This window comes from Halosimplex pelagicum, assembly GCF_013415905.1.
Classification (GTDB): domain Archaea; phylum Halobacteriota; class Halobacteria; order Halobacteriales; family Haloarculaceae; genus Halosimplex; species Halosimplex pelagicum.
Genome location: NZ_CP058909.1, coordinates 4,602,683 through 4,629,243, shown reverse-complemented (window position 1 = coordinate 4,629,243; position 26,561 = coordinate 4,602,683). Strand labels below are relative to the sequence as shown.

Annotated in this window: 26 protein-coding genes and 1 tRNA gene; 17 read left to right on the top strand and 10 right to left on the bottom strand. The window is 69.4% G+C overall.

Features of this window, described 5'->3' with window-relative positions; genetic code table 11:
* Positions 1-116 precede the first annotated feature (116 nt).
* Positions 117-1,439, bottom strand: coding sequence for a PKD domain-containing protein (locus HZS54_RS23120; protein ID WP_179919441.1), 1,323 nt, complete (start codon positions 1,437-1,439; stop codon positions 117-119).
* Positions 1,440-1,597: 158 nt separating this feature from the next.
* Between HZS54_RS23120 and HZS54_RS23115 the strand changes: the two genes are divergently transcribed.
* Complete coding sequence (locus tag HZS54_RS23115; protein ID WP_179919440.1) at positions 1,598-2,641, top strand: Mrp/NBP35 family ATP-binding protein; 1,044 nt, start codon at positions 1,598-1,600, stop codon at positions 2,639-2,641.
* 36 nt (positions 2,642-2,677) lie between these two features.
* Here the strand turns inward: HZS54_RS23115 and HZS54_RS23110 are convergent, their stop codons facing one another.
* Positions 2,678-5,110, bottom strand: a complete 2,433-nt coding sequence (locus tag HZS54_RS23110; RefSeq protein ID WP_179919439.1) for a DUF2298 domain-containing protein — start codon at positions 5,108-5,110, stop codon at positions 2,678-2,680.
* A 128-nt stretch (positions 5,111-5,238) separates the two neighbouring features.
* Between HZS54_RS23110 and HZS54_RS23105 the strand changes: the two genes are divergently transcribed.
* The 5 genes from HZS54_RS23105 to HZS54_RS23085 all read left to right on the top strand — a co-directional run bounded on the left by HZS54_RS23105 (position 5,239) and on the right by HZS54_RS23085 (position 8,120).
* Positions 5,239-6,006 carry a glycosyltransferase gene (locus HZS54_RS23105; protein ID WP_179919438.1) on the top strand — a complete coding sequence of 256 codons (768 nt, stop codon included), beginning with the start codon at positions 5,239-5,241 and terminating at the stop codon, positions 6,004-6,006.
* Entirely contained in the window at positions 5,999-6,502 is a 504-nt protein-coding gene (locus HZS54_RS23100; protein ID WP_246391722.1) for a GtrA family protein, read from the top strand. The genes HZS54_RS23105 and HZS54_RS23100 overlap by 8 nt, the downstream gene beginning before the upstream one ends.
* Positions 6,503-6,571: 69 nt before the next feature.
* Positions 6,572-6,646 (top strand) — tRNA-Met (locus HZS54_RS23095).
* A 408-nt stretch (positions 6,647-7,054) separates the two neighbouring features.
* On the top strand, positions 7,055-7,879 hold the full coding sequence (locus HZS54_RS23090) for a M48 family metallopeptidase (protein WP_179919437.1): 825 nt from the start codon (positions 7,055-7,057) through the stop codon (positions 7,877-7,879).
* 1 nt (position 7,880) lies between these two features.
* Positions 7,881-8,120, top strand: coding sequence for a hypothetical protein (locus HZS54_RS23085; protein WP_179919436.1), 240 nt, complete (start codon positions 7,881-7,883; stop codon positions 8,118-8,120).
* Between the two features lie 13 nt (positions 8,121-8,133).
* Here the strand turns inward: HZS54_RS23085 and hpt are convergent, their stop codons facing one another.
* The 6 genes from hpt to HZS54_RS23055 form a co-directional block, all read right to left on the bottom strand.
* Positions 8,134-8,703, bottom strand: a complete 570-nt coding sequence (gene hpt / locus HZS54_RS23080; protein ID WP_179919435.1) for a hypoxanthine/guanine phosphoribosyltransferase — start codon at positions 8,701-8,703, stop codon at positions 8,134-8,136.
* Positions 8,704-8,742: 39 nt separating this feature from the next.
* Complete coding sequence (locus HZS54_RS23075) at positions 8,743-10,713, bottom strand: hypothetical protein (protein ID WP_179919434.1); 1,971 nt, start codon at positions 10,711-10,713, stop codon at positions 8,743-8,745.
* The gene (locus HZS54_RS23070; RefSeq protein WP_179919433.1) at positions 10,710-11,198 is read right to left on the bottom strand and encodes a hypothetical protein; all 489 of its coding nucleotides are present in this window, start codon (positions 11,196-11,198) and stop codon (positions 10,710-10,712) included. The genes HZS54_RS23075 and HZS54_RS23070 overlap by 4 nt, the downstream gene beginning before the upstream one ends.
* Before the next feature lie 88 nt (positions 11,199-11,286).
* Positions 11,287-11,823, bottom strand: a complete 537-nt coding sequence (locus tag HZS54_RS23065) for a type IV pilin domain-containing protein (RefSeq protein WP_179919432.1) — start codon at positions 11,821-11,823, stop codon at positions 11,287-11,289.
* A 252-nt stretch (positions 11,824-12,075) separates the two neighbouring features.
* Positions 12,076-12,660, bottom strand: a complete 585-nt coding sequence (locus HZS54_RS23060; RefSeq protein WP_179919431.1) for a DUF7344 domain-containing protein — start codon at positions 12,658-12,660, stop codon at positions 12,076-12,078.
* A 221-nt stretch (positions 12,661-12,881) separates the two neighbouring features.
* Positions 12,882-13,355, bottom strand: coding sequence for a type IV pilin domain-containing protein (locus tag HZS54_RS23055; RefSeq protein WP_179919430.1), 474 nt, complete (start codon positions 13,353-13,355; stop codon positions 12,882-12,884).
* A gap of 414 nt (positions 13,356-13,769) precedes the next feature.
* On the opposite strand from HZS54_RS23055, the gene HZS54_RS23050 reads away from it, so the two are divergent.
* The 11 genes from HZS54_RS23050 (at position 13,770) to HZS54_RS23000 (ending at position 24,252) form a co-directional block, all read left to right on the top strand.
* Positions 13,770-14,810, top strand: coding sequence for a monovalent cation/H+ antiporter subunit E (locus HZS54_RS23050; RefSeq protein WP_179919429.1), 1,041 nt, complete (start codon positions 13,770-13,772; stop codon positions 14,808-14,810).
* Positions 14,807-15,082: a cation:proton antiporter gene (locus tag HZS54_RS23045; RefSeq protein ID WP_179919428.1), complete on the top strand. Its 276-nt coding sequence runs from the start codon at positions 14,807-14,809 to the stop codon at positions 15,080-15,082. Before HZS54_RS23050 ends, HZS54_RS23045 begins: the two co-directional genes overlap by 4 nt.
* Positions 15,082-15,393, top strand: coding sequence for a monovalent cation/H(+) antiporter subunit G (mnhG, locus tag HZS54_RS23040; RefSeq protein WP_179919427.1), 312 nt, complete (start codon positions 15,082-15,084; stop codon positions 15,391-15,393). The genes HZS54_RS23045 and mnhG overlap by 1 nt, the downstream gene beginning before the upstream one ends.
* Positions 15,390-15,926: a DUF4040 domain-containing protein gene (locus HZS54_RS23035; RefSeq protein WP_179919426.1), complete on the top strand. Its 537-nt coding sequence runs from the start codon at positions 15,390-15,392 to the stop codon at positions 15,924-15,926. Before mnhG ends, HZS54_RS23035 begins: the two co-directional genes overlap by 4 nt.
* Complete coding sequence (locus tag HZS54_RS23030) at positions 15,923-16,417, top strand: MnhB domain-containing protein (RefSeq protein ID WP_179919425.1); 495 nt, start codon at positions 15,923-15,925, stop codon at positions 16,415-16,417. Before HZS54_RS23035 ends, HZS54_RS23030 begins: the two co-directional genes overlap by 4 nt.
* On the top strand, positions 16,414-16,770 hold the full coding sequence (locus HZS54_RS23025) for a cation:proton antiporter subunit C (protein WP_179919424.1): 357 nt from the start codon (positions 16,414-16,416) through the stop codon (positions 16,768-16,770). The genes HZS54_RS23030 and HZS54_RS23025 overlap by 4 nt, the downstream gene beginning before the upstream one ends.
* A complete protein-coding gene (locus tag HZS54_RS23020) occupies positions 16,763-18,334 on the top strand; it encodes a monovalent cation/H+ antiporter subunit D family protein (RefSeq protein ID WP_179919423.1) in 1,572 nt (523 codons plus the stop codon). Before HZS54_RS23025 ends, HZS54_RS23020 begins: the two co-directional genes overlap by 8 nt.
* A complete protein-coding gene (locus tag HZS54_RS23015; RefSeq protein ID WP_179919422.1) occupies positions 18,331-20,097 on the top strand; it encodes a cation:proton antiporter in 1,767 nt (588 codons plus the stop codon). Before HZS54_RS23020 ends, HZS54_RS23015 begins: the two co-directional genes overlap by 4 nt.
* Positions 20,097-21,857: a Na(+)/H(+) antiporter subunit D gene (locus HZS54_RS23010; RefSeq protein ID WP_179919421.1), complete on the top strand. Its 1,761-nt coding sequence runs from the start codon at positions 20,097-20,099 to the stop codon at positions 21,855-21,857. The genes HZS54_RS23015 and HZS54_RS23010 overlap by 1 nt, the downstream gene beginning before the upstream one ends.
* Before the next feature lie 152 nt (positions 21,858-22,009).
* Entirely contained in the window at positions 22,010-22,777 is a 768-nt protein-coding gene (locus HZS54_RS23005; protein ID WP_179919420.1) for a class I SAM-dependent methyltransferase, read from the top strand.
* Positions 22,778-22,899: 122 nt separating this feature from the next.
* Positions 22,900-24,252, top strand: a complete 1,353-nt coding sequence (locus HZS54_RS23000; protein ID WP_179919419.1) for a glycosyltransferase family 87 protein — start codon at positions 22,900-22,902, stop codon at positions 24,250-24,252.
* A gap of 41 nt (positions 24,253-24,293) precedes the next feature.
* Here the strand turns inward: HZS54_RS23000 and coaBC are convergent, their stop codons facing one another.
* Together coaBC and HZS54_RS22990 are read right to left on the bottom strand one after the other, a co-directional pair.
* Positions 24,294-25,451: a bifunctional phosphopantothenoylcysteine decarboxylase/phosphopantothenate--cysteine ligase CoaBC gene (coaBC, locus tag HZS54_RS22995; protein WP_179923113.1), complete on the bottom strand. Its 1,158-nt coding sequence runs from the start codon at positions 25,449-25,451 to the stop codon at positions 24,294-24,296.
* A 314-nt stretch (positions 25,452-25,765) separates the two neighbouring features.
* On the bottom strand, positions 25,766-26,551 hold the full coding sequence (locus HZS54_RS22990) for an NAD(P)/FAD-dependent oxidoreductase (protein ID WP_179919418.1): 786 nt from the start codon (positions 26,549-26,551) through the stop codon (positions 25,766-25,768).
* Positions 26,552-26,561 lie beyond the last annotated feature (10 nt).

Genomic DNA, 26,561 nt, shown 5'->3' with positions numbered 1-26,561 from the left:
GAAAAGTCCAGTTCCAGAGAATGTTAGAAACAGAATCGCAATTAACAGGATTGAACCTAGCAGTAACGAGGTAACTGTACTCAACCCTCGTGTCTTCTTAGGTATTTCAATAATAGTTAAAACCCTCCGTTATTTCGGCCTGGAGGCACCCGTCCGGTTCTTGTATTTGTATCCCCCGTATTGGTTTCATTCTGATTGGCAGATGACGATCCACCCCTTTCGTTTTGTATTATATCCATCACTCTTTCCGGAATCTGCCCCGAATTTCCACTTCCCGTGTTTGAATTTGAGTTGTCTGTCTTATCTTTTGTAGATTCATCTTCATTACTGGAGCCAGTATCATCTCCGGAGGAGCTATCACCGTACCCAAATTCATTTCCATCAGATCTGTCCTCCTGATCATCTTTCTCCTGATTTGAATTTACCCGGGCATCCGGATTCACATTCACTGAATCCACTTCCAGCGCCTCTTTGTACGCTTCCTGACCGTCAAATTCCACAACACCGTCGGTCGAATCGTACGACACGCCCTCGTGGTTCTGAGCGAACTCCTCGTCGATGGTCACGCCCGCCCATCGAGCCGACCCGTCGTTGTCGGCGTCGGAGATCACGATTCCGTTGCTGTCGAGCGTCATCCTGTCGTTGTTACAGTACGTGTCGTCCGCTCCGTATCGGGAGCACCTGTTCCTGTCGTCGTCGCTGCCGCCGGTGGAGTAGCCGCTCCCGGAACCGCTGTCGTCGGACAGCGACGGGTCGGTGACTGTCACGTTCTTCGTCGCGGTCCGCTCGCGACCGAGCCGATCGACTGCGGTGGCGCTGAGCGTGACCGTCCCGCCGGATCTGAACGCGTGGAGGTGGTCGACGGACGCGCTCTCCCCCGTGAGCGTCGTCCGGTTCAGCCGCCGACCGTCCGCGCGCCAGACCACTCCCGCGAGGTCGTTCGCGCCGGCCGAAACCGACGCCGAATACTCACCGATGCTGCCCGCTACGACGCTGTCCGGACCCGATAGCGTCACCGACGGGCCGCTCGACGGTTCGACGTGGACACGCAACGTGTCGGCGCTGGTCGCGCCGTCTTCGTCGGTGACCGTGACCGTCGCGTTGTAGGTGCCGGTCTCGCGCGGAACGAACTTCGTTCGCCCGCACGTCTCACACGACGGCGTCGTATAGCTCCCGTCCGGCAGTTCGAGGCGCCACCGATACTGGCCGATCTCGCCGTCGGGATCGCGCGACCCCGTCGCGTCGAGATACACCGTCGTGTTGGCGCTGACGGTCTGGTCCAGCCCCGCCTCGGCCAGCGGTGACTCGTTTCCACCGTCGTCCGGACCGCTCGCGCCCGCCGCGACCGTTGCACCCGCCACTGTAACTCCGGCGAACACCGCGCTGACTACGACGGCGCTCACTACGGCCGTCGTAATTCCCTGTCCCCAGCGTATCATACCGTTGCCGGGACATTCTCTCCCTCTATCATAAAAGTGTTCGTAATACTGGTAGAATCCGAATTACTTTCGTCTGAGCGATGAGCCAGCGGGAGCGGGCACGGTCGGATACCGGCCGCTCCACAACCCTTTTCGCCGGGACCACCGGAGACGGACGTATGGACGAAGACGACGTGCTCGACCTGCTCGGCACGGTCGAGGACCCGGATCTGGGCGACGATATCGTCTCGCTCGGGCTGGTCAACTCGGTGGAGATGGACGAGGAGGAGGTCCGCGTCTCGCTGGCGCTGGGGGCGCCGTACTCCCCGACGGAGACCGACATCGCGGGGGCGGTCCGGGAGGCGCTGTCGGGCCTGGACCTGCGGGTCGAACTCGACGCCGAGGTCGACAGCGGGCTCGTCGCCGAGGGGTCGGTCCTGCCGGGCGTCGAGAACGTCATCGCCGTGGCGTCGGGGAAAGGCGGCGTCGGCAAGAGCACGATCGCCGTGAATCTCGCGGCGGGGCTGGCCCAGCTCGGCGCTCGCGTCGGGCTCTTCGACGCCGACGTGTACGGGCCGAACGTGCCGCGGATGCTCGACGCCGACCAGCAGCCCCAGGCGACCCCCGACGAGACGCTCGTGCCGCCGGAGCGATACGGCATGAAACTGATGAGCATGGACTTCCTCGTCGGCGAGGACGACCCGGTCATCTGGCGCGGGCCGATGGTCCACAAGGTGCTCACCCAGCTCTGGGAGGACGTGGAGTGGGGCAGCCTCGACTACATGGTCGTCGACCTGCCGCCGGGGACCGGCGACACGCAGCTCACGCTCCTCCAGAGCGTCCCCGTCACCGGGGCAGTGATCGTCACGACGCCTCAGGAGGTCGCCATCGACGACGCGCGGAAGGGTCTGGAGATGTTCGGCGAGCACGAGACGCCCGTGCTCGGGATCGTGGAGAACATGAGTTCGTTCAGGTGTCCGGACTGCGGCGGCGAACACGCCATCTTCGGCGAGGGCGGCGGGGAAGCGTTCGCCGAGGAGGCGCAGATGCCGTTCCTCGGCGAGATCCCGCTGGACCCGGCCGTCCGCGAGGGCGGCGACGCCGGGGAACCGATGGTGTTAGACGAGGAGAGCGAGACGGGCGAGGCGCTCCGGTCGTTCGTGCGGAACGCGGCGAACAACCAGGGGATCGTCCACCGGCGGCGCCACTCCGACTCGCACTGAGGAACGTTCGCCGCGACGGGCGGCGTCGTCAGCCGCTCAGCCGCTCTTTCCGGTGTATCCCAGCGCTTCCTGGTCGACCCGGTAGACGGTCGCGCCGTCCCACTGTTTCTCGACCGTGACGCCGGCCATCGACTCGAAGACGGCGAGGTCGTCGCTCGCGTAGGCGTCGCGCTCGTTCGACCCGACGTAGACGTACTCGACCTCGTACTTGTCGAGGTAGTACGCCCGCTGTTCGGGCGACCCGGTGTAGATGGTGTTCACGTCGTCCACGCGGGCGCGGTAGGACTCCCCGCCGCGATAGCCGACCTCGTGAGCCCACCCGGCCAGCGTCGGGACGCCCGTGAGACTCGATATCGGGTTCGTCCAGCGGTACATGTCCTGTCCGGGCGCCGAGGCGATGTTGGGCTGGCCCTCGACATCCTCGAACCACCGAATCGCGGCGTACTCCTCGGGGTGGGTCTCGTTGATGTAGGTGAAGCCGTCGAGCGTGGGGTCGTCGGGGTGGTTGTACCGGCTGAAGTAGCCGTCGCCGCTGAAGTGGCCGCCGACCGCGAGCGCGCCGTACAGCGCGGTGGAGACGATCAGGACGACCGCGAGCGCGCGGAAGACCCCGGCCCAGCGCTCGCCCGACAGCGCCAGTCCCGGCGAGTGGTTCTCGACGAGGTGGGCGAGGATGGCTCCGGCGGCGACCGCCCAGAGGACCCACACGTCCGCGTAGGTCTTGAAGACGGTGTTCATCCGGCCGGGGCCGGCCTGCTCCTTGACGTAGACGAATTCGACGATGACGACGATACCGGCCCCGGCGACGATCAGGAGCGTCTCGAAGCCGACCACGTCGCGGAGTCGTTCGGGGACTCCGGGGTCGGGATCGCTGTCGGACCCGGAGGCCGTTCCGGCGGTCTCCGTCCCGCCGTCGGTGGCGACCCGGCGGGCCGCGTCGGTCGCTCGCGCGGTCGCGCGGTGGACCGCGTCGGCCTGCGTCCGGAGGAGGACCCAGGCGACGAGGATCATCGGACCGAAGATCGCGAACGCGGCCGCCGAGCCCCCGATCCAGGCGACCAGCACGGCGACGGCGAGCATCACGACCGCTTCGGCGACGTGCTCGCGGTCGATCTCCGCGAAGGAGTGGCGGGCCAGATGGAGCGCGAACAGGAGCGCGAACGCGCCGTGGGCGAACAGTAGTCCGCCGAGCGAGCTCCGGTCGGGGAAGAAGGCGATCGACCGACCGCTGGCGGTACCGAGCCAGAACGGGAGCGACCAGACGAGCCCGAGGGCGACGACCGCGACGGCGCCGCCGAGCGCGACGCCGTGACGGGCGAGTTCGCGCTGCCAGCTCTCCCGCCGCGGGATCCGGTCGGCGACCGACGCCGGGAGCAGCGTCACCGGGTCGGCGGGCGCGAGCGCGAGCGCCAGGAACGTCAGCCCGCCGGCGGTCGGGAACGACCACGTGTTGACGACGGCGAGCATCCCGGCGAGCGGCGGGACGACGGCGAACACGAGCAGCCGGCGGCGGGTGAGCTCGGTCTCGGGCGTCCGGTAGTAGCTAAAGAGCAGCGCCGCGGTAAGCAGGACGAACGGCGCGGACATCATGTGGGCGTGGAGGTCGCCGTTGAGCCAGGCGAACAGGGGGAACTCGTTGATCGTCCCCTCGATGACGCGGCTGGCGTCCCAGTAGCGGAACTCCGTTAGCCCGCCGGTGGCGACCCGTCCCAGGTTCGTGCCGAACAGCCCGGCGAAGAAGGAGGCGATCCCGTCGGGGAGCAGCCAGGCGACGAAATAGACCGGCGTCGAGATGTTGCTCGCGAACCCGACGAAGAACGCACCGAACGCGCCCGCGCGGACGCGAGAGACATCGCGGCTCGCCGCGATCGACCCTGCCAGCCCGTAGGCGGCCGTGACGACCATTCCGTAGAAGCCCGCCAAGGCGAGGTTGTAGGCGAACCGGGGCTCGGTCCCCGTGATCTTCGTCAGCAGCGCGGCGATCAGGTGGCCGCCGTAGTAGTACTGGACCGGGCGGCCGGCGAACCAAATGTCCTCGGGCGGGAGGCGGTCGGCCCGCAGCAGCGACTGCAGCATGCCGAAGTCGAGGAACTTCTCGCCGAGGAAGGGGTGAACGCCGGCGTCGACGGCGCGGACGGCGATCATGAACAGGAACGCGACGGTGAACACGGCGGCGGCCTCCGCGTAGCGGCGGCGGTCGAAGAGCGGGGTGCCCTCCGTCTCGTTGGCGCGGTAGAGGGCGGCGCCGGCGGCGGCCGCGAGCGCGCCGAGGCCGACGAGCAGGCCGGCGGTCAGCGAGACGTGCCCGACGAGATAGGTGACGACCCAGAGGACGGCGAGCGCCGTCGGGAGCGCGACGCCCGCCCCGCGGTCGGCGAGGCGGGGGAACAGGGCGGCCGCCACCGGCATCCCCACGGCCAGCAGGGCGAGGTAGGCCACGAGCCACCAGATGACCAGACCGTACTCCATTACCTGTGTGGCCGTCTCCGGAGCCTATACCTCTTGTGGACCGATCGGAGCCGCGCGGAGTCGGCGACGTGGGCCAGCCGCCCCCGGTTCCGATCCGTTTTTACTCGCCGCGGTGGTCACGGCAGACAATGAGCGCGTCCGTCGGTCTCGTGGTCCCCGCCTTCCGTCCCGACGTGGACCGACTCACCGCCTACGTTCGCTCGCTCGACGAGGCACTCGCCCCCGACGCGATCCGGATCGAGCTGGACGACGCCGACGACCGAGTGGCCGCCGCACTCTCGGATCTGCCGGCGACCGTCCACCTCTCGCCGTACCGCCGGGGCAAGGGCGCCGCCGTCACCGCCGGGTTCGAGGCGCTCGACACCGACGTACTCGGATTCGTCGACGCCGACGGCTCCACCGCGCCCGGCGAGTTCGCCGACGTGCTCGCCGCTATCACGGATGGCGGCGCCAACGTGGCCGTCGGCTCGCGGCGCCACCCCGACTCGACGATCACCAGCCACCAGACGTTCGCGCGCCGGTTCCTCGGCGACGGCTTCGCCTGGCTCGCCCGCCGCATGCTCGACGCCGACCTCTACGACTACCAGTGCGGCGCCAAGGCGATCACCGCCGAGTCGTGGGAGGCCGTCCGGCAGCACCTCTACGAACCGGGCTTCGCCTGGGACGTGGAACTGGTCGCGATGGCCGGCGCGCTGGAACTGGACGTGGCCGAGGTACCGATCACCTGGGAGGACAAGCCCGGTTCGACCGTCTCGCCGGTTCGCACGTCCGTCCGGCTCGCCCGTGCATTGTTCTCCTCGCGCCACCGCGCGAAACAGATCCGGAACAGCCGCGTCCACAACGCCATCGCGGCGACCCGCGAGGACCCGACCGCACTGGTGGACAAGCATGACTGACGGCGAGCGGTCGGCGCGGGCGAGCGAGCCCGATCTCGAAGGCGGCGACGAGTCGCGGGTGGACGCACTGCTCTCGGGCGTGCGGTTCGGCAAGTTCGTCTCCGTCGGCGCGGTCGGCGCGGTCGCCGACAACACGATGCTCGCGCTGCTGAGACTCGGCTTCGGCGTCCCGGAACTGCTCGCCAAAGCGATCGGGATCGAGACGGCGATCCTGGTGATGTTCGCGGTGAACGAGCACTGGACGTTCGCCGACGAGGGGGAACCCGGATCGAGGGCGTTCCTGCATCGGCTAGGCAAATCACATCTGGTCCGCTCGGGGGGCTCGCTCATCCAGTTCGGTATCTACTGGTACCTGACCCAGCGGCTGGACGTGACGGTCGTCGTCTTCGAGACGGACCTGTGGTTCCTACTCGCGAGCCCGCTCGCCATCGGGGTCGCGATGTTCGTCAACTACGTCTTCGAGAGCCTGTTCACCTGGCAGGTCCACGAGAACTGATCGCGACACTAATTCACGGACGGCGAGCGAATCACAACCCTTAATGGGTGGTCGCCGGTACAAACTGGTAGCGGGATGGGATAGCCAGGAGATTCCGGCGGGCTCATAACCCGCAGATCGGTAGTTCAAATCTACCTCCCGCTATGATTTTGCCGCGAACTACACGGCGAGCACCGCCTCGCGTGCGCTCGCCACCGTGAGCGGCAATCACAGTAGAGGAGATTTGAACTAGACGAGTCGCGCGCAGCGAGTGCAACGAGCGAGCACGTCTCGACGTAGTTCAAATCTACCTCCCGCTATTTCTGTGACGCGAGCTAACCTGTGAGCGCTGCCCACAGTATACTGGCGACCGTTGGCGGCGATCGCACGCGGATTCGAACGCGGCCAGCCGCGCCCGGTAGTCGGTCGCCGGCCGAAAACAGCCGATGACGGCGATAGACGGCAGTTCTCCGGAAACCGTCAGCCGGTGATCACGACTTCGAGACCCGGCTTCACGGTCGATTGACCACAAGCGGAGGGTTCTTAGGGCGTCGCGACACAGACACGTCACGTATGCGTCACCCGAGTCTCACCGCGCGGATGGCGGTCGTGGGGTCGATCCTGTTCGCGTTCTACGCCGTCGCCGCGGTCGTGGCGATGGGCGCGTTCTCGGTCCCGCTGTGGCTGGTCCTGGTCGGCAGTATCCTGTTCGTGGGCGTCCAGTACAAGATCGGCAAGTGGGCCGCGATCCGCAGCGTCGGGGCCGAAGACATGCCCGAGGAGCAGCACCCGGAGATCCACCGGCAGGTCGAGGCGCTCTCCGAGGAGATGGGCATCGAGAAACCCCGGCTCATGATCGCCCGCATGGGCGTGCCCAACGCCTTCGCCGTCGGACGGAAGGGCGCCGGGACGGTCGTGGTCTCGCGGGAGCTGCTCGCGACGCTCGATTCCGACGAGGTCGAGGGCGTCCTCGCCCACGAGCTGGCCCACATCGCGAACCGCGACGTGGTGATGATGGTGCTGGGGCAGGGCATCGCCTCGATCGTCGCCATCGTCGCCCAGTGGGTCGTCCTGCTGACCGGCGACAACGAGATCGCCGACTTCTTCCTGGCCATCGTCGTCGGCCAGATCGTCCAGATGCTCGTCATGCTGTTCGTGATGGCCATCTCGCGGTACCGCGAGTACGTCGCCGACAGCGACGCCGCGGGCGCCATCGGCTCCGGCGAGCCGCTCGCACGCGCGCTGGAGAAGATCAGCCGCGGCAACGAGCGCGCCAGCGACTCGGCGATCGACGAGCAGGTCAACGCGCTGTGTATCTTCGGCGAGGAGCGCGGGCTCGCGCGGCTGTTCGCGACCCACCCGCCGATGGAGAAGCGCATCGAGAAACTGCGGAGCTGAGATGGACTACCGCACGCTGCTGGCCGCGGTCCTCGGCGTCGGCCTGGGTGCCGTCCTGATCGCGGCGCCGGAGGCCATCGTTCGCGCGCACACGGTCGGGCGCGTCCCCGGCGACCGCGGTGGCGAGTACGGGGCCGACGACGAGCCGAGCGGCGGGATCAGACGGCTCGTGCAGGTCGTCGGCGCGGCGCTGGTGCTCGCGGGGCTGTACTTCGGCGCGGTCGCGGTCGGAGCGGTGTAGCGGAGAAGTCCGGTCAGTCGTCGCCCTGGTCGTCGGTGATGACGACCTCGCCGTCCTCGACGACGACGTTGATGAGCGTCTTGGCGTCGTAGCCGGCGTCGGCGAGCTTGTTCGGGCCGTCGTCTTTCTTGATGACGCAGACGATGTCGACGATGTCGGCGCCGATCTCCTCGAGCGCGCCCGTGATGCCCGAGAGGGTGCCGCCGGTCGAGAGCACGTCGTCGAGGACGAGCACGCGGTCGCCCTCGTAGACGTCGTTGACGTACATCTCCGACTCGGAGTAGCCGGTGACCTGCGAGAGCGCGACCTCGCCGTCGAGGCCGTACTGGCGCTTGCGGACGACGACGATCGGGATGTCGGTCATCAGCGAGACGGCGGTGGAGATGTGGATGCCCATGGCGGCGGGCGTGACGATCTTGTCGACGTTCTCCAGCTCCGCTTTGCGGATGATCTTGATGACGATCTCCCGGAGCAGCTCCGGGTGGAGCATCGGCACGCCGTCGCTGATCGGGTGGACGAAGTAGTGGTACCCCTCTTTCTCGATGATCGGGGCGTCGAGCAGCGACTGCTTGAGGCGGTTCATGCCCGGGGAATGGCTATCCGGGGTCAAAAGCCTGACTAGCTACGCCGACGCCAGCAGGTCGGCGAGCCAGTCGACGACCGGGAGAGCGTACGGGCCGTACTGGAAGTACACGAGCGCCGAGAGCAGCGCGAGGTTCGTCCCGAGCGCCGCGGCGAGTCCGCCGGCGACGGCCGTCACCGAGTCGAACCGCTCGTCGAGGGCGCTCCCGACGGCCGACACGGCGAAGACGGCGCCGACGGCCAGGCCGACGACGGCGTGCAGCTGGAAGGCGCCGCCGCGACCGAACGACCCGACCGTGACGACGACGAAGATCAGTTGCGAACCCAGGAGGACGCCGCCGAGGTAGCTCCACAGCGCCACGCGGCCGTGGTCGGCGAGGACCCGGCGCGCCCACGGCTGGCGGGCCAGCGCGTAGACGGCCAGGACGTAGACCGGCAGGAGGTACCGGACGGTCACCTGGGCGAACAGCGGCAGCCGCGGGATGTAGACGAGCGTGAACAGCACGGCGACGAGGGCGACGAACGCGTCCGTGGCGGCAGTCGGTGAGGTCGAAGCCGTCCGGACCGACCGTCGGAGACGGGCGCCGAACCCGGGGCCGGTCCCGCGTCCGCGGACCGCGACGGCCGCGCGACGGCCCCCGGCCGCGACGAGCGCGGCGACGCCCGCGAGGACCGGCGCCGATTCGAGGACCGAGAGGTTGATCGCCTGGTCGTTGTCGCGGGCGCCGATGTACCCGTCGTAGCCGGCGCGGACGAAGGTTCGATACAGCGACTCGGGGTCGGAGACCGCCGACTTCGCGCCGGCGACGAACGGGCCGAAGAGGAGCCCGAGTCGCTCGGCGGCCGTCGCGACGACGGCTCGAAGGGGTGGGGGCAGGAGCGGCGCCGAGCCGCCGCCGGTGGCTGCGCCTCCGTCGCCGCCGGCGCCGCCACTCGCCCCGCCGAAGGCGCCGCGGTCGGCCGGAACGGCGAACTCCGAGAGCATCCGCGGCGGCCGGATCGGGTCGCCGGAGATGAGCGCGTTGGTCGCGAAGAAGGGGACGAGCGACGCGGCGAAGGCGGCGCCGACGACGGCGAGGGTCCGCCGGTCGTTCGACGGCGCCGTCGGCAGGTCGACGGCGACGAGCGCGAGGAAGACGACGAACGCCTCGCCCGCGTGGACCCAGGTGCAGAGCCCGACGAGGGCGTACGCCAGCGCGCGGAAGCCGGTCGGCGAGAGCAGCGTGTCGCGTCCGTCGGCCCCGGCGTCCGACCGGCTGCGGTAGAAGGCGTAGACGACGCCCACGAGGAGCGCCGTGACGGTGACGTGGCGCTTGGGGATCGCCGCCCAGAAGCCGACGGGCGTCGCGAGGACCGACACCACGGCCGCGGCGACGCCGACCCGCCGGTCGTGCATCCGGGTGAGCAGCCGGTAGACCGTCGTCGCGACGACGGCGGTCGCGAGGACCGTCCCGAACTGGAGCGCCGCCAGCGGCAGCAGCCGCGCGGGGATCGGTTCGGCCAGCGCGGCGTTGATCCCGAAGGTCGCGAGCGCGAGGACGGCGCCCACCGACGCGCAGAGCGACTCCCGTCCGGTGAGTCGGCCGACCTGGACGGCGAACGCGAGCGCGAGGAGCGACCACGCGGCCGCGAAGAGGAGCCCGGGGTCGGCGACTGCCGTCGCGGCGCGCAACGCCCACAGCAGCGGGACCGCGAGGGCCACCTGACCGTAGTTTCGGCCGTAGAGCCGCCCGTCGTGTACTTGCACGCCGGGCACTTCGAGCGAGCCGTACACCGCCTCGTCGAGGACGAGGCTTCCATCGACGAGCGCGACCAGCGCGTTGGCCAGCGTGTAGCTGTCGTTGATGAACACGCCGACCCGCCAGGTGACGCCGACGGCGAGGAGCGTGCCGAGACAGACCACGAGACCGAGGCGGTCGCCGACGATCGCCCGGACGAGGACCGTTCGGGCCGCCGCCAGGCGCTCGCGGGCGTCGGCCGTGGCGAGCGTCCGGGCGCGTTCGGTGCTCATTCGCTCACCTCCACGGCGACCGTCCGGTTCGCGAGGACGGTCTTCCCGTCGCCGTCGCGGAGCACGAGCGACAGGGTCCCCTCGTATCGGTCCGCGTCGACCGCGTCGTCGGCGAGCGTGTCCTCGCGCAGCGACAGCGAGGCCCAGCCGGTGTCGCCGGCGCTCAGGAAATGCGTCGTCGACCGGGAGTAGCCCAGTTCGGGGATGTCGATGCCGTAGGCGACGGTCGGTTTACCGTCGATGGCGGTGAGGCGGATCCGCGCGTCGGGGACCGTGAGGTAGTACGACTGGGACTGATAGCCCCGGTCGATCGCGACCGACGACGGGAGTTCGACCTCTTCGACGGTCGCGTTGCCCTCCCCGAGCCCGGACATGTCGTATCGCGGCGTCGTCAGGTCGACGAGGCCGATGGCGGGGCCGCTGAGGACGGTCACGCCGACGATGACCGCGGCGGTGGCGTAGACGAGCGCGCGACCCCGATCCATTGGCGGATGACTGCACCCGACCGGGATAAAGCCGACGGCCGCGGCTCGCGGGCGTCGAGACCGCAAAAACGAGGCGGGGTGACCCGAATCAGGCGTCGGGGCCTTCCTGCTCGTTGAGCGTCGAGGAGGTGTCGCCCTCCTGGGACTGGTAGACGACGCTGATCTCGTAGTCCGAACTCACGTAGACGTTCGCGCGGTCCCCCGAGACGACGGCGCTGTCGTCACCGCTCGCGGTCCCGTTCCAGGTGCCCGCGCTGGTGTGGTGGATCTGCGGGCCGCCGTTGTTGCGGACGTAGGTCTCCAGATCAGTACCGCCGACGGACGACCCGTGAATGTCCGTTCCGTTGAACCCGCTCCCTCGAACGTACAGTTCCTCGTTGGAAACGGAGTCACCCCCGTCGTGGCTGATAGCGAGCGCCCCGTAGTTCGTCCCCGAGTTCTCGTCGATCTGTTCGTAGTCGAAGCCGATGGTCGCCGTCGGTGCGCCCTGCTGTGCCTGGTTCCCCAGTCCCAGGACGAACGAGGCGATGACGGCTGCCAGGATCACGGTGATCGCGACCATCAGGATGACGCCGATGACCGGCGACACCGCGTCGTCGTCGTCGAGTAATCGTTTGAGGTTCATGTTGTGTGTGTGCCTGCATCCCGTTCGGCCGGCGCGAGCCCGCCGAGACCGGGAATGCTACCGCCACCTCGGACAGTATCGGTAGTTAATTCCGACCACCGTTCACCGGCGCTCCGGTGTTCAGACCTGCCTTGAGCCGGCCCCTTCCAGATATCACTGCCGAAAATGACGGGGAGAGAGCCGAGGACTGGAGGCGACGGTCGAAACGTCGGTTACGAACTCGTGGCCGTCAGAGATCCAGTGCGGTTGTCGTTACCGGTCGAACTCGTCGGGGACGTACTCGTCGTCGCCGAGTTGCATGTCGGCGCCGCTGTAGGTGTGGTAGGCCGCGGAGACGGTGAACGTCGCGGCGATGACGGTCGCCCATTCGAGCGGTGTCAGCAGCGTGAGGGGGAAGAGGCCGGTCCACAGCGCCGCGACGATGGCGCAGCTGATCGACCCGAGCGAGAGGTAGAACTCCCGCCAGGGGAACTCGGAGCCGGGGACGATCTCCAGGTACACCGTCAGCTCCTCGGTGTAGGGCGTCCGCGCGACCGTGTTGTCCTCGGTGTCGTACTCGACGATGCCGGCCTCCTCCATCTTGCAGAGGTGGGTCTGCTGGAGGGTCGTGTAGACGCGTTTCTTCTGGTCGTTGGTCACCTCGTCGACCGGCGTCTGGTACTCCCAGGCCGCGACCTGCGTGGCGAGGTCGCTCAGCCCGACCGGCTCGTCGTAGCGCTTGAGATACTCGAGTACGTACCGACGGCGCTGGTTCTGCAACACGTCGAATATCTCCCCTTTCGACAGCTCCTCCTCCCCGTCCGCGCCAGCCGGAAACCGTCTCGTCTCGTTGCTCATGATGTAGGACCCGTGTTCGCGAGGGGCGTTCGGCCCGCCCGGTCGTCGATGATGTGTGATTCTATGGGCATGTGCTAAGAGAGTTTCGGAGCCGTCGAGTGAGACGACGGGATCGATCCGCCCGCCTTCGGATCTCACGATCGATATCGCTCTACCGATCTCAAAATCGAGAGGTAGGTTCCGTCCGTCAGAAAGACCGAACTGGGAGCGAATGCGACCGGTCAGGCCGTGGGGCCGGTCCACGTCTTCAGCGTGGTGGAGCTCTCGCCCGTCGAGCTCTGCCAGACGAGACTGATCTCGCCGTCCGAGCCGATCCCCTCGATATCGATCGACATCCCGGCCTGAACTTCGGACGTCGCTCCGACGTTTCCGTCGTAATTGTCGAAGTCCCAGGTCTTCCCCAGGTCGTCCGCGCTATTCGCGTTCGACCCTTCGGAACCGCGGATATAGAGGTTCTGTGCCTGGATCGTATCGCCGCCGTCGTGCGTGACGGTCAACGTGCCTTCCTCGCCGGAACTGCCGTCCCACTCGAAGCTAAACGATGCCTGCGGGGAGGTGTTACTGACCTGGTCGCCGAGTCCGAGGACGAACGTCGCGATGACCGCCGCGAGGATCACCGTGATCGCCACCATCAGGATGACGCCGATGACCGGCGACACCGCGTCGTCGTCGTTGAGTAATCGATTGAGTTTCATGGGTTGTCGTCACGCCCGATGCGTGGGGGCGGTCCCCGAGGTCGCCACCGAGCCGAGCCATCCACGACGGGTCCGGCGGCGATCGGTGCGTGTCACCTGTGAGTCTCCCAGCGCGATACATAAGCGTCACTACCGTATTATCAAAATCGCAAATTCAATCTCTTCTTTCCGCGTATCGAAAACTGATTTTGGGGGTTCGAACGGCTCGGTCGACCGGTCGCCGAGGTGGTGTTCGGGGCGGCGGGACCGACGGGCGCGTCGACCGGTCCGCCGGTGGGTGGAGATCGAAAGAGATCGGCACGCTGTCGCCGGAGAAAGAAATCCTTTAACGAGTTCCGGATAAGAACCAACCGAACGATTGATGACACCTATCTTCGTCCGAACGGCGCCCGGCCGACCAGGGGGGTCGACGCAGTGAGCGGATCCCGCCTGCTCGTGCCGGTTTCGGAGTCGCCGACGCTCCGGAACACCGTCGCGTACGCGGTCGGCGAGGCGCTCGACAGCGCCGAGGAGACAGGCGAGCGTGCCGTGGTCCGGTTCGTCTATCCGGTCTCCGAGCGGTCGACCGTCGGCGAGGGCTCCGGCGAGAGCGAACGGGCCCGGGACCTCCTGGAGAAGGTGGCGGTCTGGGCGGAGGAGGACCTCGGCGACGACCTCGACGCGGTGGCGGTCGAGACCGACCTGGTCGGGACCCGCGAGTACCTGTTCAGCCCGAGCGACTACGCCGACGTGCTGACCCGGTACGCCCGCGAGCACGACCTCGACCGCGCGGTGTTCGACCCCGAGTTCAACCCCATGGGGACGACGCCGCTGCTCCCCCCGCTGGAGGGTGAGGTCCGTCGGGCCGGGCTCGACGTCGAGGAGGCGCCGGTCCAGCGCCAGCGGCGGAGCCCGCTGCTGGTCAAGCGCGGCACGGTCGCGCAGTTCCTCGCGCTGTTCGGCGTCTCCTATCTCTTCTATCTCCTGCTGGCCGGGTCGCTGGCGACGTTCGAACTCGCCACCGGCGCGATCACCGCCGGTATCGTCGCGGTCGCGCTGTGGGGCGTCTCGCTCACCTCGCCGGTCGAGCCCGTCCGGACGGTCCAGCGGCTCGGGCGATTCTTGCTGTACGTCCCGTACCTGCTCTGGGAGATCGTCGTGGCGAACTTCAAGATCGCGTACGTCGTGCTCCACCCGTCCCTGCCGATCGACCCCGAGCTGGTCGAGTTCGACGCGGCGGTGTGGTCGCCGCTGTCGGTCACGACGCTGGCCAACAGCATCACGCTCACCCCCGGGACGCTGACCGTCGACGTGAACCGCCGGCACTTCACCGTCCACACGCTGACCGTGGACGCCAGGGAGGACCTCTTCGGCGGGTCGCTGGAGCGGGCGGTCCGGTTCGTCTTCTACGGGCTCGCGGCCGCGCGCATCCCCTCGCCCAGCGAGCGCGCGACCGAGGAGGGCGAGGACTCGTGACGTTCGTCGACAACGTCCTGCTGGGGGCCGCCGCCGCGTTCGTCTTCACGTCGCTGGTCGCCCTCTACCGGATCGTCGACGGCCCGACGATGCCCGACCGCGTCATCGCGGTCAACGTCGTCGGGTCGAACGTCGTCATCGTCATCGCGCTGCTGGCGGCGGCGATCGGCGAGCCCGGCGCGCTCGACATCGCGCTGGTGTACGCGCTGTTGAACTTCCTGTTGAGCATCGCCATCTCGAAGTTCACCGTCGAGCGCGGGGGGGTGCTCTGATGACGCCCCGCGAGATCGCCGTGCTGGTGCTGGCCCTCGGCGGCGTGTTCTTCGCGGTCGTCGCCGCGGTCGGACTGGTCCGCCTGCCGGACCTCTACACGCGCGCTCACAGCACCTCCAAGAGCGAGACGCTCGGCGCCGTGCTGACGCTCTCGGCCGTGGCGATCGCCTTCGGCGCGAGCATGTCGACCGTCAAGGCCGTGCTCCTGCTGGTATTCATGTTCCTCACGAACCCCACCGCCGCCCACGCCATCGCGCGGGCGGCCGCCGAACAGGGCATCGAACCGTGGACGACGGAGGACGAACCGTGACGGGCGCGCTCGAAGTCGGGCTGGTGGTGTTCGTCCTGGCCTGCGCCGTCGCGACGGCCGTGCTCCGGGACGTGCTCGGGTCGATCATCGCCTTCGGCGCGTACAGCCTCGGGATCGCGGTCATCTGGGTGTTCCTGCGGGCGCCCGACGTGGGCCTCACGGAGGCCGCGGTCGGCGCCGGGATCATGACGATCCTCCTCCTGTTGACCATCGCCAAGACCGTCCGGCCGGTCGACGAGGAGGTCCTGGAGTCGGTCGACCTGTCCGCGTTAGCCGTCTCGGTCGCGCTCGTCGCGGTGCTGTCGACGACGCTCGTCGCGCTCCCGGCGGTCGGGTCGGCCGACTCCGCGGTCGCGAGCGACAACGTGACCGACTACTACCTCGACAACGCCTACGCGGAGACCGAGGTAAAGAACGCGGTGACCGCCGTGCTGGCGGCCTACCGCGGGTTCGACACGCTCGGGGAGGCGGTGGTCGTCTACTCCGCGGGGATCGGCCTACTGGTCGTCCTCGACAGGGAGGTGCTCGGATGAGCGACGCCGAGGAGACGCCCGCCGGGGACGAAGGCGCCGCCGAGGACGGGGAGAGGCTCTACGTCGAGAGCCCGATCATCATGACCACCGTCCGGGTGATCACGCCGTTCGTCTTCACGCTCGGGCTGTTCGTGATGTTCCACGGCGCCGACTCCTCCGGCGGGGGGTTCCAGGGCGGCGTCATCGTCGGGACGGTCGTGCTCATGCTCGGGATCGCCTTCGGCATCGAGACGACCCGCGACTGGGTCGGCCCCCGCCTGGCCGTCGCGCTCGTCGGACTGGGCGTGCTCGCCTTCCTCCTCATCGGACTCGGGTCGGTCGCCCTCGGCGGGGGCTTCCTGGAGTACGAGGTGTACGGCATCCACCACGCCACCAAGTACGGCATCGAACTCGTCGAGCTGGCGATCGGGCTGGTCGTCTCCGGGATCGTAACCGGCCTCTTTTTCGTCATCGCCGCGGGAGTGGCCGACGACGGGAGTGATCTCGCATGATAGACCTCCTCGCCGACCGCCTCTACTACGTCGTCGCGTTCCTGCTGCTCGGCGTGGGGACGTACACCCTGATCGGCAGCTCGAACGTCGTCAAGAAGGTGATCGGGATGAACGTCTTCCAGACCGGCATCTTCCTGTTTTTCATCACGTCGGCGTTCGTGACGGGGGCGAGCCCGCCCCTGCTCACCGCGCCCGAACCGTACGTGAGCCCGCTGCCCCACGTCCTGATCCTCACCGCCATCGTCGTCGGCGTGAGCCTCACGGCCGTGGCGCTCGGGCTCATCGTCCGCGTCTACGAGGAGTACGGCACGCTCAACGAGGAAGCCATCAGGCGGGTGAGCCACGATGAATGACCTGCCTGCCCTCGTCGTCGCGCTGCCGCTGCTGGGCTCGATCGCGGTGTTGCTCGCCGGGCTCGTCCGCCCGCGGACCGGCTGGCCGATCACCGCCGTCACCGCCCTCGCCCAGGTCGTCGCGGTCGGGGCGCTGGCGACCGGCGCGTTCGGCGACGAACCGATCCGCTACGTCGTCGGCGGGTTCACCGCCCCCTTCGGGATCGAACTCGTCGTCGACGGCCTGTCGGCCTCGATGGCGCTGCTCGTCGCGGTCGTCTCGCTCGGCGTCCTCGCGTACGCGCGCACCGCGGGCCCGCGGTCGAACCCCTTCTACGCGACCTACCTCCTGCTGGTCGGCGGCCTGACCGGCATGAGCATCACCGGGGACGTGTTCAACATGTACGTCTTCCTGGAGATCACGGGGCTGACCGCCTACGCGCTGGTCGCCAGCGGCGAGGGCGGCCGCTCGGCCCTGGCGGCGCTGAAGTACCTGCTCGTCGGGACGGTCGGCGCGTCGCTGTTCCTGCTGGGGATCGGCTACGCCTACGTCGCGACCGGGACGCTCAACATGCACGACCTGTCGAACCAGCTGGCCGCGGACCCGGCCGGCTACCAGGACCCGCTCGTGCAGGCGGCGTTCGGCCTGCTCGTCGTCGGCCTGTTCGTCAAGGTGGCGGTCTTCCCGGTCCACACCTGGCAGCCGACCGCCTACGCCGGCGCGCCCGACTCCGTGAGCGCGTTCATCTCGGCGCTGGTCTCGACGGTCGCCGCCTACGCGCTGATCCGGATCGTCTTCACCGTCTTCACCGTCGACTTCCTCGCCGCAAACGGCCTGGCGCGGACGGTGCTGGTCGTGGCCGCCGTCGTCAGCATCGTCGTCGGCAGCGTCCTCGCGGTGACCCAGACGGAGATAAAGCGGATGCTCGCCTACTCGTCGGTGTCGCAGTTCGGGCTCGTCCTCGCCGCGATCGCCGTCGCGAACGGGACCGCGCTGACGGGCGCGGCCATCCACCTCGTCGGCCACGCTATCATGAAGGGCGGCCTGTTCCTGACGAGCGGGCTGATAGCGACCGAGACGGGCGCCCGCTCGATCGACGGCTACGACGGGCTGGCCGAGCGCCTGCCCGCCGGCGCGGGGGCGTTCGGCGTCCTCGCGCTCGCGATGGTCGGCGTCCCGCCCGCCGTCGGGTTCGTCGGCAAGTGGTACGTCGCCCTGGGCGCCGTCGAGGCCGAGGCCTGGCCGCTCGCGGTCGTCATCTTCGCGAGCACGCTCCTGACGCTCGCCTACTTCGCCCGGATCGTCGAGCGGATGTACTTCCGGGAGGCGTCCGAGGCCGACGCGAACGTCGAGCCGACGGGTGCCGAGAGCGGGACGCGGACGGCCGTCGCCACCGACGGCACCGGGCCGACGGGTGACGAGACCGACTCGTCCCCGGCCGGCGACGCGCTCGCCGCCGCCCGCGTCTCCTTCGGGATGCGCGCGACGGTCGTCGGCGCGGCCGTCCTGGCTATCGTCCTCGGCGTCGCCGCGTTCCAGTACGGACAGCTCCTCGAACCCACCATCGAACGGCTCCTGTCATGACGGAACTCACATCGCTCAGACCGGTCGCCGCAGTGCTCGTATCGGCCGTCGCCATCGTCCCGATCCTCGCCTCGCGCGGGCGGCCGAACCTCCGGGAGTTCTGGACGGTGTTGGCGGCCCTCGCCAAGTTGGGGATCGTCGCCAGCATGGTCCCGGGCGTGCTCGCCGGCGACACCTACGTCACCGACTTCGGCACGTTCGTCCCCGGCGTCGAGTTCGCCCTCCGCGCGGACTCGCTGGGGATCCTCTTCGCGTTGCTCGCGAGCCTGCTGTGGCTGGTGACCAGTTTCTACAGCATGGGCTACATGCGCGGGCTCGACGAACACAGCCAGACCCGCTACTTCGCGGCGTTCGCCGGCAGTCTGGCCTCGGCGATCGGTATCGCCTTCGCCGGCAACCTGCTGGTCCTGTTCGTCTTCTACGAGCTGCTGACCGTCGCGACCTACCCGCTGGTCGCCCACGACGAGACCGACGAGGCCCGCGCCGCCGGCCGGAAGTACCTCACCTACACCTTCGGCGGGGGCGTCGCGGTGCTGGCCGGCACGGTGCTGGTCTACTGGGTGACCGGGACGACCGTCTTCGCCGCCGGCGGGATCGCCGACCTGGCCGCGGCCGACCCCCTCGTCGCCCGCGTCGCCTTCGCGCTGCTGATCACCGGCTTCGGCGTCAAGGCCGCGCTCATGCCGATCCACTCGTGGCTGCCCGACGCGATGGTCGCGCCGACGCCCGTCTCCGGCCTGCTGCACGCGGTCGCGGTCGTCAAGTCCGGCGTGTTCGGCATCGCCCGCGTCGTGCTGGACGTGTTCGGGCCGGACCTGATGACCGAACTCGGGATGGGGACGATACTGGCGTCGATCGCCGCGTTCACGCTCGTCACCTCCAGCGTCATCGCGCTCCGCCAGGACAACCTCAAGCGCCGGCTGGCCTACTCGACGGTGAGCCAGCTGTCCTACATCGTGCTCGGGCTGGCGGTGTTGCACCCGTACTCGCTGGTCGGCGGCCTCCTGCACATCCCCGCTCACGCGTTCATGAAGCTCACGCTGTTCTTCTGCGCGGGGGCGATCCACGTCGAGACCCACACCGACGACATCTCCAATATGGCCGGCATCGGCAAACGCATGCCGCTGACCATGACCGCCTTCGGCGTCGCCGCTCTGGGGATGGCCGGCATCCCGCTGGTCGCCGGCTTCGTCAGCAAGTACTTCCTGCTCATCGGCACCGTCGAGTCCCGTAACGTGGTGTTCACGCTCGCACTGCTCGTCTCGGGCGTGCTCAACATCGCGTACTTCTGGCCGGTCGTCTACGCCGCCTTCTTCGAGTCGCCCGGCGAGGACGACCCCAAACCGCTCGTCGAGGCGGTCCTCGGCGGCCGCTTCGGCGAGCCCGACGTGGCCGCCGACGGCGGCGCGCCGGACGACGGCTCCGACGGCGGGACGGGAGCGGACCCCGGCGGTGACACCGACGGCGACCCGGCCGACGACCGCGGTCACGCCGACGACCACGGCTACGCCGACGACCACGAGGGCCAGGGACCGCTCGACGACGCCGAGGCCGCGGCCCACATCGAACCGGAACACGGTCCCGACGACAGCCTCGCCTGGGAGCACCGCCGGTGGACCGGCGAGGAGTCGACCTGGCTGATGCTCGGCCCCATCCTGTTCGCCGCGACCGGCTCCGTCGTCCTCGGGATCGTCCCCGACGCCGCCGTCTTCCTGCGGATCGTCAGGCTGGTCGTCTCCGGCGTGACGGGGGTGAGCGTCTGATGGTCGATCCCCTGATCCCACCCTTCCTCCCGGTCGCGCTCGCGGCGCTGCTGTTGCCCTTCCTCGGCCGCAGGGCCGGCCACGCGCTGGGCGCTCTCGCGTCGGCCGCGGTCGTCCCCTACGTCTGGCTGACCGACGCGGGGACCCATCTGGAGGTGCCGCTGTTCGGCTTCCGCGCGGTGCTGTACAACGTCGACGGCTTCTCGACGCTGATGGGCCTGATCTTCGGGTTCATCGCCGCGGTGGCGGTGGTCTACTCCTACTACAGCGACGCCGACTCGATCCAGACGGCGTTCGCGCTGAGCTACGTCGCCGCCAGCCTCGGCGCCGTCTTCGGCGGCGACTGGCTGACGCTGATCTTCTTCTGGGAGCTGATGGCCGTGACCAGCACGCTGCTGGTCTGGTACTACGGCGGCCGGGCGGTCCGCGCGGGCTTCCGCTACGCCCTGCTGCACGGCGTCGGCGGGACGCTCCTGCTGGGCGCCGTGATCTGGCACTACGTCGCGGTCGGTTCCTTCCTCTTCTCGGCCGCCGAGGGCGGGATGGCCGGCCCGGTCGCGCCCCTGCTGGCGGCGGTCGGCATCGGCGTCAACGTCGGGTTCGTCGGCCTGCACGCCTGGCTGCCCGACACCTACCCGCGCCCGCACATCGCCGCCAGCGTCTTCCTCTGCGTGTTCACCACGAAGACCGGCGTCTACGGCATGTACCGCGCGTTCCCCGACGGCCACGTCGCGGTCGCCTACATGGGCGGGATCATGGCCGTCTTCGGCGCGACCTTCGCGCTGTTCCAGAACGACATGCGTCGCCTGCTCTCCTATCACATCCAGTCGCAGGTCGGCTACATGGTCGCCGGCGTCGGCATCGGCACCGCGCTCGGCCAGGCCGGCGCGATGGCCCACGTGTTCAACCACATCCTCTACAAGGGGCTGCTGTTCATGACCGCCGGCGTCGTCATCTACCGGACCGGCAAGGAGAGCCTGAAGAAACTCGGCGGCCTCGGCCGCGAGATGCCGATCACGGCCGTCTCGTTCGCCGTCGCGGCGCTGTCGATCGCCGGGTTCCCCGGGTTCAACGGCTTCGTCAGCAAGGGGATCGTCATCTCCGCGAGCCACTACGAGTTCCCGGCGGGCCCCCTCGCTATCGGCGACTTCCACACCCTGGAGCTGCTGCTCCTGATCGGCGGGGTCGGAACCTTCCTCTCCTTTATCAAGTTCGGCTACTACGCGTTCCTCCACGGCGAGTACGACGGCAGCGTCGCCGACGCTAACCGCGGTCAGGCCGTCGCGATGGTCGGCGTCGCCGCGCTGTGTGTCTTCTACGGGCTCGTCGACGGCGCGCTGTTCGCGATCCTCCCCTTCGACGTGACCAGCGACGCCGCCGTCGGCCACGTCTACGAGACCTACACCGTCGACCACGTCGTCGAGGGCGTCGCGCTGGCCGTCATCGGCCTCGTCGGGTTCGTCCTCATCAAGAAGCCGCTGTCGAAGGTTGGGCGCGTCCCCGACGTCGACAGCCTGTACAACCCCGCGGCGCTGTACGGCACCCGCGCGCTCGTCGTCGGCGTCACGGAGCTGTACGCCGCGGCCGACCGCGCCGTCGTCGGCCTCGCCCGACGCTCGACGGAGGCGGTCACGCAGCCGCGGGCGGCCGTCGCCGAGGCCACCGGCTCGGAACCCGACTCGATGCGGGCGGGCATCGGCACCAGCGTCGTGCTCGTCACGCTCGTCGCCGTCGCCGTGCTGTTCGTCCTGCTGATCTGACCGGCCGCCCCGCCCGCCGGGGCCGCCCCTCCGGGGCTCGAACCTCGTGACCGCCCCCGTCCGCCGTGACCGGTCCCGTCCGCCCTGACCGACCCCGTCACGAGTTCACACATCGCCGCGTCGCTTTTCACACCGGCCGTCGACCCGCCGGTATGACCCACTGGACCGAAACGGTCTACCGCGATAATCCCGACGTGTTCCGCCGCCACCTCGAAGACCGCGTCGACGACGCCGCCGAGGAGACCGAGGCCCTGCTCGCCCTGCTGGCCGACCACGGGATCGAACCGGCGTCGGCGCTGGACGTGGCCTGCGGCATCGGCCGCCACGCCGTCGAACTCGGCGACCGCGGCGTCTCGGTCCGGGGGATCGACATCTCCGAGTCGTACCTCGATCGGGCGCGCGAGCGGATCGACGAACGGGGGGTCGGGGAGGCGGTGACCGTCGAGCGCGCCGACATGCGCGACCTCGCCGAGCGCACGGGCGAGTACGACCTCGTGTTCAACTGCTGGACCTCCTTCGGCTACTACGACGAGGCGACCGACCGAGCGGTCCTCGCGGGCATGCGCGATCGGGTCGCCGACGGCGGCGCGCTCGTCCTCGAACTCGTCAACCGCGAGGGCGTGCTGGCGGAGTTCCGGCCCGCCGGCGTCCCCGAGGACGACGACGCCCTCGTCGTCGAATCCGCCGAGTACGACCCCGAGACCGCGCGCATGGAGACGACTCGGCGCGTCTTCGCCGAGACCGACGAGGGCTACGACTACGAGGGCGAGATGGTCTACGAGGTGCGGCTGTACGCGCCGGCCGAACTCGCGGCGCTGTGTCGCGAGGCGGGCTTCGACTCGGTCTCGCTGTACGCCGGCCTCGACGGCGACCCCCTCGAACGGGAGTCGACGCGGCTGGTCGTCGTCGCCGAGCCCTGAGCGCGGGCCGCTTCCCGACACCGGCCGCCGTTCGCAGCCGTCGATATCGCCCGACCGCGGAGGATCAAAGAGCTATTTGATGGGACGGAAAACACTCATATCGTCCGACAGTATCGGCGAGTATGTCGCTGCTGCGGAGGTTGTGGGCGCGCCGCCGCGAGCGCCCGGCGCTGGTCGCCGTCGCCGCCCTCCTGATGGCGTCGCTGCTGGCCTACCCCGTCGTCGACTGGTGGCTGCGGGCGACTACCGAGTTCGCGTCGGACTTCCGGTTCGGCGACTTCGGCGCCTACGCCGGCGCCGTCGACCGCTGGCAAGCGGGCGAATCGCTCTACCGGCGGGCCGACGACGGCGGGTTCTGGGGCACGTACCTCTACCCGCCGGTGGTCGTCCTGCTGTTCTGGCCGTTCGAGGCGCTGCTCGCGTTCCGCGACGGAGCGATGGTCTGGCTGCTCGCGAGCGGTGTCTTCCTGTGGGCGGGCCTGCAGGCGCTGGTCGGCGCGCTGGGTTACGACCTGCGGTGGTTCGAACGGCTCGGGCTGGCGGCCCTGCTCGCCGGGTTCCACCCCGCTCTCCTGACCGCGAAACTCGGCCAGACCGCGCTGTTCATGGGCGGGCTGCTCTCGTTCGCCGCCGCGGGGCTGGTCCGGGACGGGCGCGGACCCGCCGGCGGCTCCGAAGCCGGCGCCCGCGACGCCGACGGCGCCCTCCGGGACTCACCCTGGGCGCTGCTCGCCGGCGCCGCCACCGCAGTCGTCGGCGTCGTCAAGTTCGCCTACGCGCCCATCGGCGCGCACCTGCTCCACGACCGGCGGCGACTGGTCGGCGCCCTGCTCGCGGTCCCGCCGGTCGTCTGGCTGTCGATACGCTTCTTCGGCGTCGAGGCGCACCTGACCTACCTCGACGTGCTCCGCTGGGGCGTCTCACAGGGGAGCGACGGCGCCCGCCCGCCGACGCTGTGGCTCGCGCCCTACTACAAGCCGCTGGCGTGGCTCCCCGCGAACGCGGCGCTCGGGACGGCCCAGGCGTTCAGAGCCACTGCCTCGCTCGCCGTCGCCGCCCTCGCCGTCCTCGCACCCCCGCGGGCGCGCCGGACGGTGTTCGCGCTCGGCGTCGCCGCCTTCCCGCTTCTCACCCCCCAGACCTACACCTACTACTTCGTCGCGCTCCTGCCGGTCGCCGTCCTCCTGTTGGCCGAGGAACTCGACCGCGACGGCTACCCCGAACTCGTCCTGCTCGGCGTCCTCTGCCTCCACCTCCACGCCTACGGGCTGCGCTTCCTGGTCCTCACCGTGCCGAACGCCGTCCCCGCTTTCGAGGCGCTCAGACCCGCGTATCTGCTCCTCCAGCCCGGGCTGTGGGGTAACGCCCTCCTCGTCGGCCTCGCGGCCGTCCGGGTCGTCGAGGCGACCGACCTCCCGGCGGCCCTCCCGACGCTCGGCGACCGCTCGACGACCGGCGCGACCGAGAGCGACTGAAAACTCCGCGACGAGACGGGCGAGACGAGCGAATCCCCGCCTCAGTCGAGTTCCGCGGCGAGTTCCTCGGCGACCCGCGCGCCCAGGCCGGCCTTCTCGCCCTCGAACTCGGCCACGTCGTCCGACCGGACGAGCAGCGCACGTGTCCGGTCGCCGGCCATCACGCTCGCGTCGTTGCCGACGACGAAGGCCATCCCGGCCCGCTCCAGCAGCTCTCGGGCCTGGGAGACGATGGCGTCGTCGTCGCCCCCGGTTTCGGCCTTGAACCCGACGATGGGGAGGTCGGGGCGGTCCTCGCGGACGGCGTCGACGAGCTTCGGCGTCGGTTCGAGTTCGAGTGTCAGCGACTCGGCGCCCGAGCGGATCTTCGAGTCGCGGCGCTCGACGGTGTAGTCGGAGATAGCGGCCGCCGAGACCAGCGCGTCGGCGTCGGCGACGGCTTCGCGGGTCGCCGCCAGCATCTCCGCCGCCGACTCGACCGACTCGACGGTCGCGTAGGGCAGATCGTCGCCGTCGTGAACGACGGTCACGTCCGCGCCGCGGACGAAACAGGCGCGGGCGACGGCGCGGCCGGTCTTGCCCGACGCGCGGTTCGAGAGTGTCCGGATCGGGTCGATCGACTCCGTCGTCGCGCCGCTGGTGACGACGACGTGGCGACCCGCGAGCGGGTCCGGGGTGGCGGCCCGCGCCGCGGCGAGCGCGATGGCGTCCTCGGTGGCTATCTTGGCCTTGCCCTCCTCGACGCGGGGGTCGACGAACTCGACGCCCCACGACTCGACGCGGTCGATCGCGTCGAGCACGCCGGGGTGGTCGTACATCGGCTCGTGCATCGCCGGTGCGACGACGACGGGGACGCCCGCGCCCAGCGCCGTCGTCGCGCAGGTGGTGACCGGCGTGTCGTCGACCGCCGCGGCGACCTTCCCGACGGTGTTGGCCGTCGCGGGCGCGACCAGCAGCACGTCGGCCCAGCCCTCGCGGCCGCAGAGTTCGACGTGTTCGACGGCGCCGGTGATCTCGGTGACGACGGGCTCGCCGGTCGCGAACTCCAGCGCCCAGGGGTGGACGATCCCCTCGGCGGCGTCGGTGGTGACGGCCCTGACGCTCGCGCCGCGGCGGCGCAGCTCGTGGGCGAGTTCGACCGTCTTCACCGCGGCGATCGAGCCGGTGACCCCCAGCGCGACGTTGACGCCGTCCAGCATCGCGCCCATCTTCTCGCCGCCGCGACTTATAAGAGGCGGCTCGCGTCGACCGTCGCGACCGCCGCCGCCGGGACGACCGGCGGGGCACGCGCGCGCGCCGGACGGCGCGACCGCTCGACGGGTCGAGAGCGGAAAACGGGGACCGAGAGAGGGGAGAGCGGGTGTCCGATCCGATGGGGGATGCCTCTGACACCCATCGGATAGTCGTCGCGAGCGACCTATTCAGTGTTCCGTTTGTTCATCCGCCGCGCACGACCGCGATTTCGCGCGCCTCAGCCGTTACAGGCCCCCACTGGCGGGATTTCGCGACCGCATCACTTCTCGTCGGCGACGCTGGGGTGCATCGTCGGCTCGTCGGGATGCGGGTCGGCGACGGACTCCCGAATGGCCGCCCGGGCTTCGTCCTCCCGGCGCCGGCGCTCGGCCTCGTCGATCTCCTCGCAGCCCGGCGGGACCTCCCGGTCGCGGCCGGTGAAGTAGCCCTCCGGGACGACCCAGTCGTGATAAAACGGCTGTTCCGAGTCCTCCAGCAGCGTGATCGCCACCTGCGCGCCGTGGCCGGCGGCGACGACCGCCTGGTGGTACTGCTTCGCCAGGCGACCCGCCGCGTACAGCCCGTCGACCTCCGTCCGGCCCAGGTCGTCGACGCCGACGAACCGCTTGGACCCGCGCTGGACCATCGAGAGGTCCAGCTCGTCGAGATACGAGGGGTCCGACCACGACGCCGCGACGACGTAGGTAGCCGTCAGCGCGTCGCCGTCGTCGAGGGTGACGGTGAACCCCGACACCTCGTCGTCGGGGCCGAGGTCGCCGTCCTCGGGGTAGGGCGGGTCCTCGGCGTCGAGCGGGGCGACCCGCTCGACGCGGTCGTCGGTGAACGCGACCCCGTTGCGCTCGGCCTGCTCGCGCGTCGAGTCGAGCAGCAGTCGCGGGTTGACGCCGGCGGGGAAGCCCGGGAAGTTCTCCAGGTGGGCGTTGCGTCGGAGGATCGGTTCGCCGGTCGAGACGACGCGGGTGTCGAGGTCGGCCCGGGCGGTGAACAGCGCCGCGGTCAGCCCGGCCAGCCCGCCACCGACAACGAGCACGTCTTGGTCGGTCATACCGGTCGAT

Excerpts from the sequence above, each read along its gene's own strand:
- HZS54_RS23120 (WP_179919441.1), bottom strand. The coding sequence starts at position 1,439 with ATGATACGCTGGGGACAGGGAATTACGACGGCCGTAGTGAGCGCCGTC.
- HZS54_RS23115 (WP_179919440.1), top strand. The coding sequence starts at position 1,598 with ATGGACGAAGACGACGTGCTCGACCTGCTCGGCACGGTCGAGGACCCG.
- HZS54_RS23110 (WP_179919439.1), bottom strand. The coding sequence starts at position 5,110 with ATGGAGTACGGTCTGGTCATCTGGTGGCTCGTGGCCTACCTCGCCCTG.
- HZS54_RS23105 (WP_179919438.1), top strand. The coding sequence starts at position 5,239 with ATGAGCGCGTCCGTCGGTCTCGTGGTCCCCGCCTTCCGTCCCGACGTG.
- HZS54_RS23100 (WP_246391722.1), top strand. The coding sequence starts at position 5,999 with ATGACTGACGGCGAGCGGTCGGCGCGGGCGAGCGAGCCCGATCTCGAA.
- HZS54_RS23090 (WP_179919437.1), top strand. The coding sequence starts at position 7,055 with ATGCGTCACCCGAGTCTCACCGCGCGGATGGCGGTCGTGGGGTCGATC.
- HZS54_RS23085 (WP_179919436.1), top strand. The coding sequence starts at position 7,881 with ATGGACTACCGCACGCTGCTGGCCGCGGTCCTCGGCGTCGGCCTGGGT.
- hpt (WP_179919435.1), bottom strand. The coding sequence starts at position 8,703 with ATGAACCGCCTCAAGCAGTCGCTGCTCGACGCCCCGATCATCGAGAAA.
- HZS54_RS23075 (WP_179919434.1), bottom strand. The coding sequence starts at position 10,713 with ATGAGCACCGAACGCGCCCGGACGCTCGCCACGGCCGACGCCCGCGAG.
- HZS54_RS23070 (WP_179919433.1), bottom strand. The coding sequence starts at position 11,198 with ATGGATCGGGGTCGCGCGCTCGTCTACGCCACCGCCGCGGTCATCGTC.
- HZS54_RS23065 (WP_179919432.1), bottom strand. The coding sequence starts at position 11,823 with ATGAACCTCAAACGATTACTCGACGACGACGACGCGGTGTCGCCGGTC.
- HZS54_RS23060 (WP_179919431.1), bottom strand. The coding sequence starts at position 12,660 with ATGAGCAACGAGACGAGACGGTTTCCGGCTGGCGCGGACGGGGAGGAG.
- HZS54_RS23055 (WP_179919430.1), bottom strand. The coding sequence starts at position 13,355 with ATGAAACTCAATCGATTACTCAACGACGACGACGCGGTGTCGCCGGTC.
- mnhG (WP_179919427.1), top strand. The coding sequence starts at position 15,082 with ATGACGCCCCGCGAGATCGCCGTGCTGGTGCTGGCCCTCGGCGGCGTG.
- HZS54_RS23030 (WP_179919425.1), top strand. The coding sequence starts at position 15,923 with ATGAGCGACGCCGAGGAGACGCCCGCCGGGGACGAAGGCGCCGCCGAG.
- HZS54_RS23025 (WP_179919424.1), top strand. The coding sequence starts at position 16,414 with ATGATAGACCTCCTCGCCGACCGCCTCTACTACGTCGTCGCGTTCCTG.
- HZS54_RS23020 (WP_179919423.1), top strand. The coding sequence starts at position 16,763 with ATGAATGACCTGCCTGCCCTCGTCGTCGCGCTGCCGCTGCTGGGCTCG.
- HZS54_RS23015 (WP_179919422.1), top strand. The coding sequence starts at position 18,331 with ATGACGGAACTCACATCGCTCAGACCGGTCGCCGCAGTGCTCGTATCG.
- HZS54_RS23010 (WP_179919421.1), top strand. The coding sequence starts at position 20,097 with ATGGTCGATCCCCTGATCCCACCCTTCCTCCCGGTCGCGCTCGCGGCG.
- HZS54_RS23005 (WP_179919420.1), top strand. The coding sequence starts at position 22,010 with ATGACCCACTGGACCGAAACGGTCTACCGCGATAATCCCGACGTGTTC.
- HZS54_RS23000 (WP_179919419.1), top strand. The coding sequence starts at position 22,900 with ATGTCGCTGCTGCGGAGGTTGTGGGCGCGCCGCCGCGAGCGCCCGGCG.
- coaBC (WP_179923113.1), bottom strand. The coding sequence starts at position 25,451 with ATGCTGGACGGCGTCAACGTCGCGCTGGGGGTCACCGGCTCGATCGCC.
- HZS54_RS22990 (WP_179919418.1), bottom strand. The coding sequence starts at position 26,551 with ATGACCGACCAAGACGTGCTCGTTGTCGGTGGCGGGCTGGCCGGGCTG.